Source organism: Streptomyces mauvecolor (genome assembly GCF_039532965.1).
GTDB lineage: Bacteria > Actinomycetota > Actinomycetes > Streptomycetales > Streptomycetaceae > Streptomyces > Streptomyces violascens.
In genome coordinates, this window is record NZ_BAAASQ010000008.1 from 554,654 (window position 1) to 568,157 (window position 13,504).

A 13,504-nucleotide genomic window follows, 5' to 3' on the forward strand; every position below is an offset into this window, starting at 1 on the left:
CGGCGGCACGCGGCCAGACGGGCCATCCGGTCAACCCACCTGTAGAGACAAGGAGTTGGACATGCCCAGGCGCTATGGCGGCAATCCCGCGGCGACCGGCATCCTCGTCATCGCGGACATCACGGCACTGATACTGATCCTCTGGATCGCCTTCTTCCTGGTCAACGCCAATACGGCGAACGACGTCGTCTCGTGGGTCAGGAACGCGGCCGACTGGCTCTCGGGCTGGTCGCGCGACATGTTCAACATCAAGTCCGACACGTGGCGCACGGTGGTCAACTACGGTCTGCCCGCCGCGGTCTATCTGCTGATCGGCCACGCGGTGGCAGGCCGGGTCAACCGCTCCTGACTGCCTGTCTGTCTGATGGGCCGGCGGAACGACGTAAAGAGGACGGCCCGGCTCCCGGCCCAAACCCATGGCTAGCCCATGCCCATGGCCAGATAGCGGTCGTAGGCGTCCCGGCTGTCCGAGACGAACGTCCAGTTCGCCATGGCCGTCCTCAATTCGTCGCCGGTCAGCCAGCCGTGCCAGGAGACTTCCGATGCGTCCGGTGCGACGTCCTCCTCTTCCACGACGGTCTCGTACACCGAGAACCAGTAGGGGCTGAGTTCGCCGTCGCACAGGAACTTGAACAGGGGGCGCACCACGGCCTCGACGCCCAGCTCCTCCCGGAGCTCGCGGCGCGCCGCGTCCTCGTAGGGCTCGCCCACACCCACGGCGCCGGCCACCAGCCAGCTGTACTCGCCCGGGAACCGCGAGCTGTTCTCGGGGCGCCGGTGCACCAGATAGCGGCCGCTCGCATCGCGGCACAGCACCATGGCCATCCGGTACAGCCATCCCTGCCGTACCGCCTCGCCCCGCTCGACCACGCCGATGACGCGGTCCTGCTCGTCCACACGCTCCACCCGTTCACCCATGGGTAGATCCTCCATGATCGGCTCCCAGCCACATGGGGCGCCCCCACATGTGGGGGCCGGTGGTGCTCACTCTTTCGGCCAGGCCGGGCTGGCTCTCCGGGCGAGGGTGTCGAAGAGTGGATCAGTGCATCGAGAGAGGGGGAGGCATCTGTGCCGTCGACCTGTTGAGGAGCGTGTCATGCGCCGTTGTGCCACCATCGCCGCGATCGCCCTGTGCGGCGCTCTCGCCGTCAGTTCCGCAGCCCCTGCTTTCGCCGCCGCCGACACGCCTGTTGGGTCCACATCGGGTGCGGCGCGCGAAACGGTGGACCGCCGCCCCGCTGACGATCCCAAGGACGACATCAAGACCGAGCTGGCGGAGATGAAGAAGGAGCTCGATCAGCTCGTCGCGGACGCGAAGAAGGACGCGAACAAGGACGCGGTGGACGCGAAGAAGGACGCAGCCGACGCGAAGAGGGACACGGCGGACACGAAGAACGAAGCCGCGAAGGACGTCGCCGATGCCAAGGAGGAGGCGGGGGAGCTGCTGAAGGGCATCGCCTCCCTGGTCAAGGGCACCATGCGGCAGGCCGAGTCGTCGTCCGGGGCGTGATGGCGCGCAGGTCGGCGCATGCGACTCGATGGGGTGGTTCTGCGTGCCCGGGGGCGCTCGTCGCCCGTTGGTCACCGCATGACCGTATTTGCTGAGCTGCGGTGCGCGGCTCCCGCTCTCCGTCCGGGAGCGCCGCGAACGGGCGCCCTGGCCCCGGGTGTTGGGGCGGACGTACGCAACGTGGTCCCGGGTGTGGGGGCGGGCCTACGCAAGGGGAAGCCACTCGATTTCGTCGATCCTCCGTGCCCGATAAGGGAGTTGGCCACGTGGGCGCGGGAGGGGCCTCCGGCTCCTTCGGCCTGCTGCCCGCCCGTGTTCCCCGACAGCGTGTGAATGGAAGACTGCGTGCGAATTACCGACATTCACGGCTGCGAAGTCCGTCCCGGACGGCTGGTCGAGTGGAGTCTGGACCCCGGCATGGTCGAGGCGGCGACCAGCCAGCCCGATGACGCCCGGCCTCCCGCCTATGTGCAGGAATCACATATCCGCACGGCCCGGTCGGTGCGCCGGGACGGCCTGTTCGTGCCGACCTGGCTGGGGGCCGCGTTCGACATCCCGGGGCCCGTCGATCTCGACGTCCTCGAAGAGGCACTGCGGACCTGGACGCTCCGGCACGAGACGCTGCGCAGCGGCTTCCGCTGGGTCGGCGACGAGATGCGCCGGTTCACCGCGGCGCCCGACGTCGTGGCACTCCGGCGGGAGGTCGTGGGTGACTTCGGCGACGGGGAGGAGCTGAGCCACCACCTCCAGGACCGCTTCGATGTGGCGGCGGACGCGCTGGGCTGGCCGAACTTCCTGTACACGGCGGTGGTCAGGGACGAGTCGACCAGCGTTTACCTGGCTTTCGACCACAGCAACGTCGACGCGTACTCGATCCAGCGCATTCCCTCCGAGGTCCACGAGCTCTACGCGGCGCGGGCCGAAGGACGCGGCCAGGAGGCGGCCCCGGCCGGCAGCTATGTCGACTTCTGCGAGATCGAGCGGGCCAGCGCGGACCAGGTCGACGACACTCACGCGATCATCGCGCGCTGGCGCGAGTTCATCGGCCGCTGCGACGGCAGGCTGCCCGCCTTCCCGGTGGACCTCGGCCTCGAACCCGGCGGCAGGCTGCCCGAGCAGAAGCTCCTGTACGAGATGCTCGTGGACGACGCGGACGCCGCCGCCTTCTCGGCGTACTGCCGGCCGTTCGGCGGCGGCCAGGTCGGCATTCTGGCGGCCACCGGCCTCATCGTCCACGACATCGGCGGCGAACCCGTCTACCGCACGGTGGTGCCGCTCCACACCCGGGCGAAGTCGCGGTGGGCGGACTCCGTGGGGTGGTACGTCGGCGGTGCGCCGATCGAGATTCCGGTCGCGCAGGCGCTGGGCTTCGACGACGCGCTGACGATGGTCCATGCCGCGCTGCGGGCCAACAAGTCCCTGGCCCACCTGCCGATCGCCCGCGTGCTCCGGCTCCTCGGCTCGGACTTCCGCCCCACGTCCCCCGACCTCTACTCGATCGTGTCGTTCGTCGACGCCAGGGACATCCCGGGGGCCCGCCAATGGGACGAGCAGAAGGCGTACGCCATGCTCCGGGTGTCCTACGGCGACCAGGTGTGCGCGTGGTTCACCCGCCTGCACGGCGGGCTTCAACTGGCCATCCGCTATCCGGACACGGCGATCGCACACAAGAACATCCATCGCTATGTGGAACAACTCCGGGAACTCATCACTTCGGTCGCCCGCAACGCTCCGACGCGGCCCGCGCCCCCGAGGCCGCGAGGCGAGCACGCGCTTCCGGCGCCCAGGCTGAGCAGCGACGCAACCCGCCTGTCGCTCTGAGTCCCGAGAGAGCTTCGTCGGCGCATCCACCTGCGGCAGGGCGCTCCACGGGTTCGGCCCACACGTGGTGAACCCATATGTGGGCCGGGAGCGCCTCTCGCGCCGGGTGGGGTGCGGCTGGTAAACCGTTGGAGCCGTCGGTCGCCGGACGGCTCGGTGCTTCCACGGGAGCCTGGGGCTCACACAAAGGGGTCGGGATGCGTCGCGTACCGGTCATCACAGTTGTCGTCACGGTTCTGCTCGCCCTGCTGGCCAGCGCCTTCACGGTGGGCACGGGCACCGCGCAGGAACGGTCGGTACGTGCCGACGACGGAGCGCGGGTCGTCGCCGAGCAGCGCGTCGGGCCCCGCCTGCTGGATCTCACCATCGACTCCCCGGCCCTGGGCACGACCGCCCACGTACGGCTGCTCACCCCGGACGACTGGTCGCCCGGGAGACACGGCTGGCCCGCGCTGTGGCTGCTGCACGGCTGCTGCGGGGGCTACACCGACTGGACGAAGTACACCGATGTGGCCCAACTCCCGGAACTTCAGCGGGTGTTGGTCGTGATGCCGGAGGCCGGCGCCGCGGGCTGGTACAGCAACTGGTGGAACTACGGCAAGGGCGGTGCGCCCCGCTGGGAGACCTTCCACCTCACCGAGGTCAGGCAGATCCTCGAACGCGGCTACGGCGCGGGCAGCCGGCGTGTCGCCGCGGGCCTGTCGATGGGGGGCTTGGGTGCGCTGTCGTACGCCGCCCGCCGCCCGGGGTTCTTCCGCGCCGTCGCGTCGTACAGCGGTACCGTGCACCCGCTGCTCCAGGTGCCCGGCGGGTTCGGCCCCGACTGGTTCCTGAACCTCGACCGGCAGGTGGGCGTCGACCCGTACGCGATCTGGGGCGATCCGGTACGCCAGCGGGCAGTGTGGGCCGAGCACGACCCCACGCTCCGGGCGAGCTCACTGCGCGGGCTGCCCATCTTCCTGTCGTGCGGGAACGGCGAGCCCGGCGGACCGTACGATCCGCCGGGGACCAAGGACCCGAACGAGGCCTACTTCGAGCAGCAGAACCTGGCCCTCGCCGACCGGCTGCGCGCCCTCGGCAGCCCGGCCGTCACCGACTTCTACGGACCCGGCATCCATGAATGGCCGTACTGGCAGAGGGAGTTGCACCGATCCCTGCCGATGCTGCTGGCCGCGCTGGGCGCCTGACGCCGACCCGTGGACGGACTCCGATGGTGTGGCCCAAGCCCCTGTGGTGGCGGCCTACCAGAAGAACCAGCCCGGTGTGGCGACGTAGTCCTGCGGCGCGTAGTCGCACGCACCTTCCGTGAACGGTGTGGCGGACAACTGTGTGGCCAGCGCCTCCCCATGGGCGTCGACCCCGTCCGCGGCGACGAGGAGGGCGACCACGACGACGAGCCACACCACGGGAAGCACAGGCCGGTGGGACTCCTTCGACTGCATCATGATCGCGCCGACCAGAGCGGCCACCCCCGCTGCCGTCACCAGCCCCAGGGCCGTGAGCGTCAGATGGTCGAGGGCGGATGAGGAATGACACAGGAGGTACCGGTGTCCGGAGGCGAACCTCGGAACACGTTCGGCGAGAGCGGCGGCACACAGCACCCACCCGATCGCCACCACGTGGCCGGCGTTCAATCTCCTTATGAGGCCCGGCTGTTCAGTGCTGACGTTCATGATTCCCCCGAGGACGTCCGCGCCAAGTCGATGGGTGCGTACCGTCTAGTTGAAGAAGGCGCTCATGCCGTCCACGTCGGACAGGTAGCTGTCGATCGCGGCGACCCTGCCGTCGCGGATGGTGAGTACGGTCGCCAGGTACTCGTCGAGCTTGCGGCCGTCGGGCGTCTCTCCCGTGTTGTGCAGGGACAGGGTGACGCCGTTCTCACCGGTCAGGATGTGGAGCAGCTCGGTGTCGAGGCCCCGGCCGACGATCTCCTGGAGCCGGTTGACGGCCGCGTCGACGCCGTGGATCGTGCCGGAGATGGTGCCCGTGCCGGGCATGCTCCAGGCCAGGTCGGGGGCCAGGACCGTGCGCATGGCTTCCCAGTCGTGCGCGCCGAAGGCGCCGAGGAATCGTTCGGCCACCGTCACGTCTGCTCTGTTGCTCGCCATCTCGTCGCACACTCCTGGCTATTGGGCTGCCGGACCCTGGTGATCGTCCGGCAGCCGCGGGCATTGTTTCGCCTCGACGATAGAGCGTCCGACCTGCGGCCATGCGCCCGGAGGGCTGGTGGACTCGCTACGGGGATGCCTCACCGCAGGCAGGGGCAGGGGCAGGGGCAGGGGCAGGGGCAGAGGACGAGGACGGCCAGGGCAGGGCGATCACCGCGCAGAGGAGCGGGCTGAGACGGCTGCCTCGCCCGCTCGGGCGGTCCCGGTACCTCAGAACGCAGTCACCGGACGGCTACTGCTTCGCGGTGCAGATGACGTCGTAGGGGCGGCCGATCGCCATGGTCAACCGCATCGGCTCGGTGGTGCCCGTCGGGCACTGTGCGGTCTCCTTCGTGAGGTCGAGCACCTTGTACGTGTCCGAACCCCCCGAGGCGCAGGGGACTTCCTTCGCCGTGGACGTGACGCAGTCACCCTTGACCAACTGGCCGCCGCCGGCGCCCGCGTCCCCGGGGTGGTCGGCGGAGATGTTGCGCCCGCACACCGTCTTGGAGGGGATGCCGCCGCCCTTGCTCTTGGAAGAGCCGTAGCTGACGCTCACCTGGATGATCAGATCCGTACCGGCCGGGCACTGGATGGAGTCCGGCATGAAACTGGCAGGCTGGATGTCGAGAGCCTTGAAGGTCGCGCCCGAATCGCCGCAGCCGAACGCCTTGTAGCCGTTCGGCTTGTCATCGGGGTCGGGGCCGCCGCAATCACCCACCTTCCACTCACCGCTGTCGTGGGAGCCGGACGAGGACGACGAGGACTTCTTGTGGTCGTCCCCGAAGAGCTTGGACGCGCCGAACCCGAGGCCCAGGATCACCACGAGAACCACCAGGGCGGGGAGGCATCCCCCATTCCTGCGGCGCTGGTTGGGCGGGAGCGTGTTGCCCGGGTCGACCATGGTGTTTCCCCTCCTGGGACTGGTGGATGACGTGACCACAGACGTGGACGCGGCATGGACACCTCATGGTTCCGGCCGTTCGCCCGGCAGCTCACCCCACCCCCGCCACCGCTCCGCGCGCACCGGAATGCGCACGCCCGGACGCGGCGTTGGCGCCGGAAGCCGGTTCGTGACGGCGCTGCGCGCTGTCGCTGATGCGGATCAGCAGGGCCACCATCAGCCAGTTGGCCACCATCGAGGAGCCGCCCTTCGCGAGGAACGGCAGCGCCTTTCCGGTGAGGGGGATCAGCCCCATGACACCACCCGTCACCACGAACACCTGGAGCACCAGGGCGCCGGCCATGCCGGTGGCGAGCAGTTTGCCGAACGGGTCGCGGGCGAGCAGCCCGATGTGGAGGCCGCGCTGGGCGAGCAGCCCGTACAGGAGCAGGACCGCCATCACCCCGGCCAGGCCCAGCTCCTCGCCGACGGTGGTGAGGATGAAGTCGCTGTTCCCGGCGAAGCCGACGAGCTCCGGATGCCCCTGGCCCAGGCCCGTCCCGGTGATGCCGCCGCTGCCGAAGCTGAACAGGGCCTGCCCCAACTGGTTGGAGAGGCCTGCCTTGATGCCCTCCGGAGTGAAGGCCTCCATCGGGTTCAGCCAGGCTTCGACCCGGCCGTGCACGTGTGGCTCCAGAGAACCGACCACTGCCGCGCCGACCACCGCCATCAGCAGACCGCACACCACCCAACTGGTCCGCTCGGTAGCCATGTACAGCATGATCACGAAGAGGCCGAAGAAGATCAGGGACGTGCCGAGGTCGCGCTCGAAGATCAGCACCAGGAGGCTGAGCACCCAGATCGCCACGATCGGGCCGAGCTGGCGGCCGGGCGGCAGCCGCATGCCGAGGAGACGGCGGCCGGACAGGGCCAGCGCGTCGCGGTTGACGGTGAGGTAGCCCGCGAAGAACACCGCGATCATGATCTTCACGAACTCGCCGGGCTGCACGGACAGCGGCCCCATCATGATCCAGCGCTTGGCGCCGAACTGGTCGGCGCTGGAGAACGCGGGAGCCATCAGAAGCACCAGGGCGACGGCCATCATCAGGTAGAGGTAGCGCTGAAGCCGGCGGTGATCGCGCAGAACGATCAGCAGGCCGACACACACCGCCACGCCGATGACCGTCCACACCAGCTGTCCACTGCCCGCCGGGGCGATCTTCAGACGGGGCTCGGCCACATACGTGATGTCCAGGCGGTGCAGCAGGACCAGGCCGAGGCCCGTGAGCAGCAGGGCGAGCGGCAGGAGCAGCGGATCGGCCCGCGCCGCCCAGCGCCGTACGGCCAGGTGCGGGACCAGGGCGAGCAGGAGGACGGCGACGGCGAACCCGGTGAATCCCGCGGGCAGCCGTCCCTGCATCGACAGACCGGTGCAGGCGTAGCCGCCGAGCGTGATCACGACGACGAAGGCCAGTAGCCATGCTTCGGTACGCCGCCGGTTCGGCGCCTGGGCCAGCGCCGCGAACGACATCGTGTGCCCGAAAGCGTCCTCCTCGGACGCGCCGGACCGTGACCGGGCCGCGTTGGTCAGTCCCCGCACACGCACCACCTCCACCCGGAGAGCCGCAGGCCCGGGATCCTCGCGCCGCCGCCGCTCGCGACGATCACGCGCTGGAGGACGGCGCGAGGCGCGAGGCGGTTCCGATTCCGGTTCGCGGCCGGGCCCGCCGGTACGTCAGCGGGGTCGGCCTTCCTCGGGTTTGCTCCGGGGCCGGCAGGTCATGATCAGCCTGCCTGGGCCGAGGGTGCCTCGGACCTGGACGGTCATGGTGCTGCCGGGGTCGGGGTGCAGGCTCCAGCGGGTGCAGACCGTGGCCAGGGCCAGGGTCATCTCGATGAGGGCGAACTGGTCGCCGATGCACTTGCGGTTCCCGCCGCCGAACGAGACGAAGGTGCCCCGGGGCAGGCTGTCGGTGTTCTGGCTGATCCAGCGGTCGGGGTCGAACCGGTCGGGGTCGGGGAACAGCTCCGGGCGGTGCTGGAGCAGATAGGCGCTGTAGAGGAGTGCCGTCCCCTTCGGCAGGTGGCGACCGGCGAGGGTGGTGTCCCTGGTGGTGACGCGGGTGAAGAACCAGCCCGCCGGATACATGCGCAGCACCTCGTCGATGACGCGCCGGGTGTAGGTCAGGCCGTCGAGATCCTTCGTGGTGGCCGTACGGCCGGCCAGGGTCCGGTCGACCTCGCCGTGCACCTGCGCCTCGGCCTCCGGGTGCTGGCTGAGCAGCCACAGGGCGAACGCCAGGCTGTTGGCGGTGGTTTCGAACCCGGCGCCGATCATGACCATGAGCTGATCGCGGATGTCCACGTCGGTCATCGGCTCGCCGGTGTCGTCGTTGCGCGCGGCCAGCAGCATGGAGACCAGATCGTCGCCGCCCGGGGACGCCCGGCGCTCGGCGATGATGCCGTCGATGGCGCGGTGCAGTCGCTCGCAGGCGCGGCGGTAGCGGCGGTTGGCGGGGGTGGGCAGCCGGTAGAGCGGGCCGAGCGGCAGCATCACCCGCTGGTAGATGCCGTCGATCACGGTGTGCAGGCTCTCCTGTACCTCGGCGACGGCCTCGTCCTGGGCTTCGGCGCCGAGCACACTGCGGGTGACGATGCGCAGGGTCAGGGTGGTCAGCGCGTCGGTGACGTCCAGGCGCCGGCCGGGTTGCCAGCGCGAGGTCATGCGGTCGACCTCCTCGCCCATGACCACGGCGTACTTCTCGATCCGGTCGCTCTGGAAGGCGGGCTGCATCTGACGGCGCTGCCATCGGTGCTCCTGCCAGCCCGCCATGGGCAGACTGCTGCCGAAGAGCACGCGCGCCTTGTCGAAGAACGGGCCGCCCTTGTCGAACGTGCGGGAGTCGGTGAGCATGCGATGGGCCGCGTCCGGTTCACACACGACGTACGCCGGCCAGGGGCCCATCCCGATGCGTACGAGGTCCCCGTGTGCGGGGAGCGAGGACAGGAACTCCAGCGGACGTGAATGGAGTTGCCATGCGTGGCCCAGCAGCGGCCAGCCGCCTGGGGCCTTTCCCGTACGCGAGGGAGTCGTCGTGCTCACGGTGGGGCACCTCCGGAAGGAATCCGCCGACCGGGACTCGGATCGTCCCCGGATCCCGAATATCCTCCCCACCCGCGCGGCGCGGAACCCGGCGCGAAGCAGCACGGAGGGAGCGCCGGTCCGCTCCCCGGCGCCCTGTCGTGCCGCTGTGCCACGTGTGCTTCGTGTTGTGAAGTGCCGGTGCCTTCAGACGAGTTGGGGGTGGGCGGAGGGCAGTTCAGGGGCCGGCCGGCCTTGCACCCTGCAGGCGTTCGAGGTCCGAGGGGCGTACCTGAATGCACAGGAGGGCGATCAGCGCGGCCACCACCGCGAAGATCGCGGCCACGACGAAGGCCGTGGACACCCCGGACGTGAGCACCTGGTCGCTCCACGGGCGCGGCAGCTGGCCGGTGCGCCGGAACATCAGGCGCTGCGCCGGATCGGCCTGGCTCAGGAATTTCGGAACCTGGTCGGTCGCCTCGTTCCGGCTGGCCGTGCCGAACACCGTGACCAGGATGGACAGGCCCAGGGAACCGCCCACCTGCTGTGTGGCGTTGAGCATGCCGGAGGCGGCGCCCGCCTCGTGCGGCGGGACACCGGAGACGGCCATGAGCGTCAGAGAGACGAAGTTGAGGCCCATGCCCAGGCCGAAGACGAGGATCGGGCCCAGGATGCTGCCCGGATAGGTGGAGTGGATGTCCGTCTGCGTGAGCCAGGACAACCCGGCCGCGGCCAGGATCGCGCCCGTCACCATGAAGGGCTTGGGCCCGTATTTCGGCAGCAGTTGGGACGCCAGGCCCGCGCCCACGGCGATGATCGCGCTGACCGGAAGGAAGGCGAGACCGGCCCGGAGCGGGGTGAAGCCGAGGACGTCCTGCACGAACAGGGTGAGGAAGAAGAACATGCCGAAGATCGCGGCGGCCAGGCTCAGCATGATGCCGTACGTGCCCGCGCGGTTGCGGTCGGCGAACATGTGCAGCGGGGTGATCGGCTGCTGCGAGCGCCGCTCCACCATGACGAAGGTGAACAGGAGCACCACTGCGGCGCCGAACGACCCCAGCGTGAACGGGTCGCGCCAGCCTTCCTGGGCAGCCCGGATGAACCCGTAGACCAGCGCGACCATGCCGAGCGTGGAGGTCAGCGCTCCGGCCAGGTCGAAGTGGCCCGAATGGCGTTCGGACTCCTTGATGTGCCGAGGGGTGGCCAGCAGGATCAGCACGGCGATCGGTACGTTGACGAACAGGACCCAGCGCCAGTTGAGCCATTCGACGAGTACGCCGCCCGCGAGCAGACCGATCGCGCCGCCGCCCGCGGAGACCGCCGCGAAGACACCGAACGCCCTGTTGCGTTCGAGGCCTTCGGTGAACGTGGTGGTGATCAGCGCGAGCGCGGTCGGCGAGGCGATGGCGCCGCCGACCCCCTGGACCGCCCGCGCGGCGAGCAGCTGGCCGGAGTTCTGCGACAGCCCGCCGAGCAGGGAGGCGATAGCGAAGAGCAGCACGCCGCACATGAAGACCCTGCGCCTGCCGACGATGTCACCGGTGCGCCCGCCGAGCAGGAGCAGCCCGCCGAAGGTGAGGGTGTAGGCGCTGACCACCCAGGCCAGGCCCGTGGTCGAGAAGTGCAACGCGCTCTGGATGTGCGGAAGCGCGATGTTCACAATGGTGACGTCGAGCACCACCATCAACTGGCACGAGGCGATGACCAGGAGCGCGATCCCCTTGCCGCCGCCTCGCTTGCCCGGGGCTGCGGTCTCGGTCGTGGGTATCGGCTGCGAACTCGTCATGGCGGACCTTGCCCTCGTGCGAGGGGCCGTGGACGCTGGCGCCCACTCATCGACCTTATGCCTCGGTATGGGGCGTGACCAGTCGATCAAGGGCATCGCGTGGCCGACCTGTGCCGCGGCGAAGGGATTCCGCTGATGGGCGGCGGCGGTACGGATCTGCGGGAGGGGTTCGCCAGGGCAGTGCGGGCGCAGCCCCGCCCGACGCCGGCGTGATCCCGACCGACGGCCGGACCCCCTGGCCGGCCACCCGCCCACCGTGCCGGACGGTGGTGGGCCTGTTCCCGCGCCACCGTGGCGGCCGCGCGTGGGACGAGCACGATCTCGGCCACGAACCGGACACACCTCCCGCGCGGGTGGTCGAGTTCGGGTCGGTTTCCTCCGGTCGGCGACCCGTGGGGCTCGTCCGGTTCTCGTCAGCGGCGGGCGTGGGCGAGGAGGGCGGTGTGCGGCAGGACCAGGCGCCCCGGGGGCCCGGCGAATTCGGCGCTGAGGAGGTCGAAGTGGCGCTTTATCCCACCGAGGGTGTGGTCCGGCTGGCTCACCACGGTCTGCCCGATGGCACCCACACCATCGGCGGCCCCACCCCACCATTCCTCGGCTTCCGTGTGGTGGTCCCACCGGACCGACTCACACACCACATCCTTCAGGCCTGCCGATGTGAGGAGTCCGGCCAGTCCGGCCTCGGTACGGGGAAAGTCGTCCTCGGTGGCGAGCGCCGGGATGTGGGACGGCCGGACCGCGCCCGCGGCCTCGACGGCCCGGCCGAGCAGGGCCTGCCCGGCCGCGGCGGGTACGGACCAGATGGTCACCGCGATCCGCCCGCCCGGGCGCACCACACGACGGAGTTCGGCCAGTGCGGCCCTCGGCCGACCCACGTGGTTGAGGACGAAGTTGCCCGTCACGGCGTCGAACAGACCGTCGGAGAAAGGGAGTTGAGGCAGTACGGCCAGGTGCATGTCGGCCGATGGCGCGGCCCGTGCCGCCAGCTCCACCATGCTGATCTCGGCGTCGACCCCCGTCACCCGCGCGCCCCGCGCGCAGGCGGCCGCGGCGACCGTGCCCGTCCCTGTCCCCACATCAAGGACCCGCACCCCGTCCCTCACCCGAGCCGCGTCGAGCAGCTGGGGGACCGGGTGGGCACACAGCTTGCCGAAGCTGCCCGCGTACGCCTTGGCCCGCCCCGCCCAGATCCGCCGCTCGCTCGCATCGAAAGCCGTCGACTCCACCGGTTGTGCCCTCTCTCCGAAGCCGCACCCCCATCAGGCGCATTCCGGCACCCTACGCACGGGAGGGGGCCGTATGCCGGGGCGAGTCACCTATGGGTGTGCGGTGGCCGGGTTCTCGTACACCTGCCGCCACCCGTCGTGTAACACCCGGCAGTTGCGTCGCGGCTGCCGGCCGGATCACTGGGTCACGGGCAGGCACTCGGCGAGCAGGCCGACGACGTCGCGCCAGGCCCGCCGTGCGTGCTCCGGGTGGTGGCCGACCCCGGGGCGCACGGCCTGGTCGACCGGCGGATGGTGGAAGGCGTGCAAGGCGCCGCCGTAGACCACGAGGCGCCAGTCGACGCCCGCGGCCTGCATCTCGGCGGTGAACGCGTCCCGTTGCGCGGGCGGCATGATCGGGTCTTCGGACCCGACCCCGGCCCACACCGGGCAGCGGATGCGCGCCGCCTCGCCCGCCCGGCCCGTGGTCAGCGCGTTGACCGTCCCGATCGCGCGCAGGTCGACGCCGTCGCGCCCCAGTTCCAGCGCGATCGCGCCCCCGGTGCCGTAGCCGATGGCGGCGATCCGGCCGGGGTCGGTCCGCGGTTCGGTGCACAGCACGTCGAGTGCCGCGTGGCCGATGCCGCGCATCCGGTCGGGGTCGGCGAGCAGCGGCATGCAGCGGGCCAGCATCTCCTCGATGTCGTCCAGATAGCGCCCGCCGTGGACGTCGAAGGCCAGCGCCACGTATCCCAGCTCGGCGAGCGCATCGGCCCGGCGGCGCTCGACATCGCTGAGCCCCGGCCCCTCGGGCCCGACCAGCACCGCGGGCCGGCGGCCGACACCGGCCGGGAGCGCGAGGTGCCCGGTCATCGTCAGACCGTCGGCCGGGTACTCGACCGTGCGCGTGGTGATAGTCGTCATAGGGCTGGACGGTAATGATCGCCGAGGGCGGTCGGGCCGGTGTTCACCGCCGGCGGAACAGCGCGGGTGTGCCGGTGAAAGTCTGAAAAGCCGCCTCGATGCGGCCGTTTCGGGGGATTCCTCGCAGGGAAACGCGGGCAGGTGTA

Annotated in this window: 13 protein-coding genes and 1 pseudogene; 5 read left to right on the plus strand and 9 right to left on the minus strand. The window is 70.3% G+C overall.

Going from position 1 to position 13,504, the window contains the following annotated elements:
* Positions 1 to 61 precede the first annotated feature (61 nt).
* Entirely contained in the window at positions 62 to 349 is a 288-nt protein-coding gene (locus tag ABD346_RS10435; RefSeq protein ID WP_344373973.1) for a hypothetical protein, read from the plus strand.
* Positions 350 to 420: 71 nt separating this feature from the next.
* Here the strand turns inward: ABD346_RS10435 and ABD346_RS10440 are convergent, their stop codons facing one another.
* On the minus strand, positions 421 to 918 hold the full coding sequence (locus ABD346_RS10440; protein WP_344374459.1) for an NUDIX hydrolase: 498 nt from the start codon (positions 916 to 918) through the stop codon (positions 421 to 423).
* A gap of 178 nt (positions 919 to 1,096) precedes the next feature.
* On the opposite strand from ABD346_RS10440, the gene ABD346_RS10445 reads away from it, so the two are divergent.
* From ABD346_RS10445 to ABD346_RS10455, 3 genes are all read left to right on the plus strand, one after another.
* A complete protein-coding gene (locus ABD346_RS10445; RefSeq protein ID WP_344373974.1) occupies positions 1,097 to 1,510 on the plus strand; it encodes a hypothetical protein in 414 nt (137 codons plus the stop codon).
* Positions 1,511 to 1,855: 345 nt separating this feature from the next.
* The gene (locus ABD346_RS10450) at positions 1,856 to 3,331 is read left to right on the plus strand and encodes a condensation domain-containing protein (RefSeq protein WP_344373975.1); all 1,476 of its coding nucleotides are present in this window, start codon (positions 1,856 to 1,858) and stop codon (positions 3,329 to 3,331) included.
* Positions 3,332 to 3,528: 197 nt separating this feature from the next.
* Entirely contained in the window at positions 3,529 to 4,518 is a 990-nt protein-coding gene (locus tag ABD346_RS10455) for an alpha/beta hydrolase (protein ID WP_344373976.1), read from the plus strand.
* A 54-nt stretch (positions 4,519 to 4,572) separates the two neighbouring features.
* Here ABD346_RS10455 and ABD346_RS10460 read toward each other — a convergent pair whose 3' ends face one another.
* The 6 genes from ABD346_RS10460 to ABD346_RS10485 form a co-directional block, all read right to left on the minus strand.
* Positions 4,573 to 5,004 carry a hypothetical protein gene (locus ABD346_RS10460; protein WP_344373977.1) on the minus strand — a complete coding sequence of 144 codons (432 nt, stop codon included), beginning with the start codon at positions 5,002 to 5,004 and terminating at the stop codon, positions 4,573 to 4,575.
* Positions 5,005 to 5,049: 45 nt separating this feature from the next.
* On the minus strand, positions 5,050 to 5,439 hold the full coding sequence (locus ABD346_RS10465) for a nuclear transport factor 2 family protein (protein ID WP_344373978.1): 390 nt from the start codon (positions 5,437 to 5,439) through the stop codon (positions 5,050 to 5,052).
* Positions 5,440 to 5,731: 292 nt separating this feature from the next.
* On the minus strand, positions 5,732 to 6,382 hold the full coding sequence (locus tag ABD346_RS10470) for a hypothetical protein (RefSeq protein ID WP_344373979.1): 651 nt from the start codon (positions 6,380 to 6,382) through the stop codon (positions 5,732 to 5,734).
* Between the two features lie 91 nt (positions 6,383 to 6,473).
* The gene (locus ABD346_RS10475; RefSeq protein WP_344374460.1) at positions 6,474 to 7,892 is read right to left on the minus strand and encodes an FtsW/RodA/SpoVE family cell cycle protein; all 1,419 of its coding nucleotides are present in this window, start codon (positions 7,890 to 7,892) and stop codon (positions 6,474 to 6,476) included.
* A gap of 204 nt (positions 7,893 to 8,096) precedes the next feature.
* Positions 8,097 to 9,464 carry a cytochrome P450 gene (locus ABD346_RS10480; RefSeq protein WP_344373980.1) on the minus strand — a complete coding sequence of 456 codons (1,368 nt, stop codon included), beginning with the start codon at positions 9,462 to 9,464 and terminating at the stop codon, positions 8,097 to 8,099.
* 217 nt (positions 9,465 to 9,681) lie between these two features.
* The gene (locus ABD346_RS10485) at positions 9,682 to 11,229 is read right to left on the minus strand and encodes an MFS transporter (protein WP_344373981.1); all 1,548 of its coding nucleotides are present in this window, start codon (positions 11,227 to 11,229) and stop codon (positions 9,682 to 9,684) included.
* A gap of 99 nt (positions 11,230 to 11,328) precedes the next feature.
* On the opposite strand from ABD346_RS10485, the pseudogene ABD346_RS10490 reads away from it, so the two are divergent.
* A pseudogene (locus ABD346_RS10490) lies at positions 11,329 to 11,597 on the plus strand (DUF2201 family putative metallopeptidase); the annotation flags it as partial.
* A gap of 45 nt (positions 11,598 to 11,642) precedes the next feature.
* On the opposite strand, the gene ABD346_RS10495 reads toward ABD346_RS10490, so the two are convergent.
* Together ABD346_RS10495 and ABD346_RS10500 are read right to left on the minus strand one after the other, a co-directional pair.
* Positions 11,643 to 12,455, minus strand: a complete 813-nt coding sequence (locus ABD346_RS10495) for a class I SAM-dependent methyltransferase (RefSeq protein WP_344373982.1) — start codon at positions 12,453 to 12,455, stop codon at positions 11,643 to 11,645.
* Positions 12,456 to 12,632: 177 nt separating this feature from the next.
* Positions 12,633 to 13,358: a dienelactone hydrolase family protein gene (locus tag ABD346_RS10500; protein ID WP_344373983.1), complete on the minus strand. Its 726-nt coding sequence runs from the start codon at positions 13,356 to 13,358 to the stop codon at positions 12,633 to 12,635.
* Between the last annotated feature and the right edge of the window lie 146 nt (positions 13,359 to 13,504).

Excerpts from the sequence above, each read along its gene's own strand:
- ABD346_RS10435 (WP_344373973.1), top strand. The coding sequence starts at position 62 with ATGCCCAGGCGCTATGGCGGCAATCCCGCGGCGACCGGCATCCTCGTC.
- ABD346_RS10440 (WP_344374459.1), bottom strand. The coding sequence starts at position 918 with ATGGGTGAACGGGTGGAGCGTGTGGACGAGCAGGACCGCGTCATCGGC.
- ABD346_RS10445 (WP_344373974.1), top strand. The coding sequence starts at position 1,097 with ATGCGCCGTTGTGCCACCATCGCCGCGATCGCCCTGTGCGGCGCTCTC.
- ABD346_RS10455 (WP_344373976.1), top strand. The coding sequence starts at position 3,529 with ATGCGTCGCGTACCGGTCATCACAGTTGTCGTCACGGTTCTGCTCGCC.
- ABD346_RS10460 (WP_344373977.1), bottom strand. The coding sequence starts at position 5,004 with ATGAACGTCAGCACTGAACAGCCGGGCCTCATAAGGAGATTGAACGCC.
- ABD346_RS10465 (WP_344373978.1), bottom strand. The coding sequence starts at position 5,439 with ATGGCGAGCAACAGAGCAGACGTGACGGTGGCCGAACGATTCCTCGGC.
- ABD346_RS10470 (WP_344373979.1), bottom strand. The coding sequence starts at position 6,382 with ATGGTCGACCCGGGCAACACGCTCCCGCCCAACCAGCGCCGCAGGAAT.
- ABD346_RS10475 (WP_344374460.1), bottom strand. The coding sequence starts at position 7,892 with ATGTCGTTCGCGGCGCTGGCCCAGGCGCCGAACCGGCGGCGTACCGAA.
- ABD346_RS10485 (WP_344373981.1), bottom strand. The coding sequence starts at position 11,229 with ATGACGAGTTCGCAGCCGATACCCACGACCGAGACCGCAGCCCCGGGC.
- ABD346_RS10500 (WP_344373983.1), bottom strand. The coding sequence starts at position 13,358 with ATGACGACTATCACCACGCGCACGGTCGAGTACCCGGCCGACGGTCTG.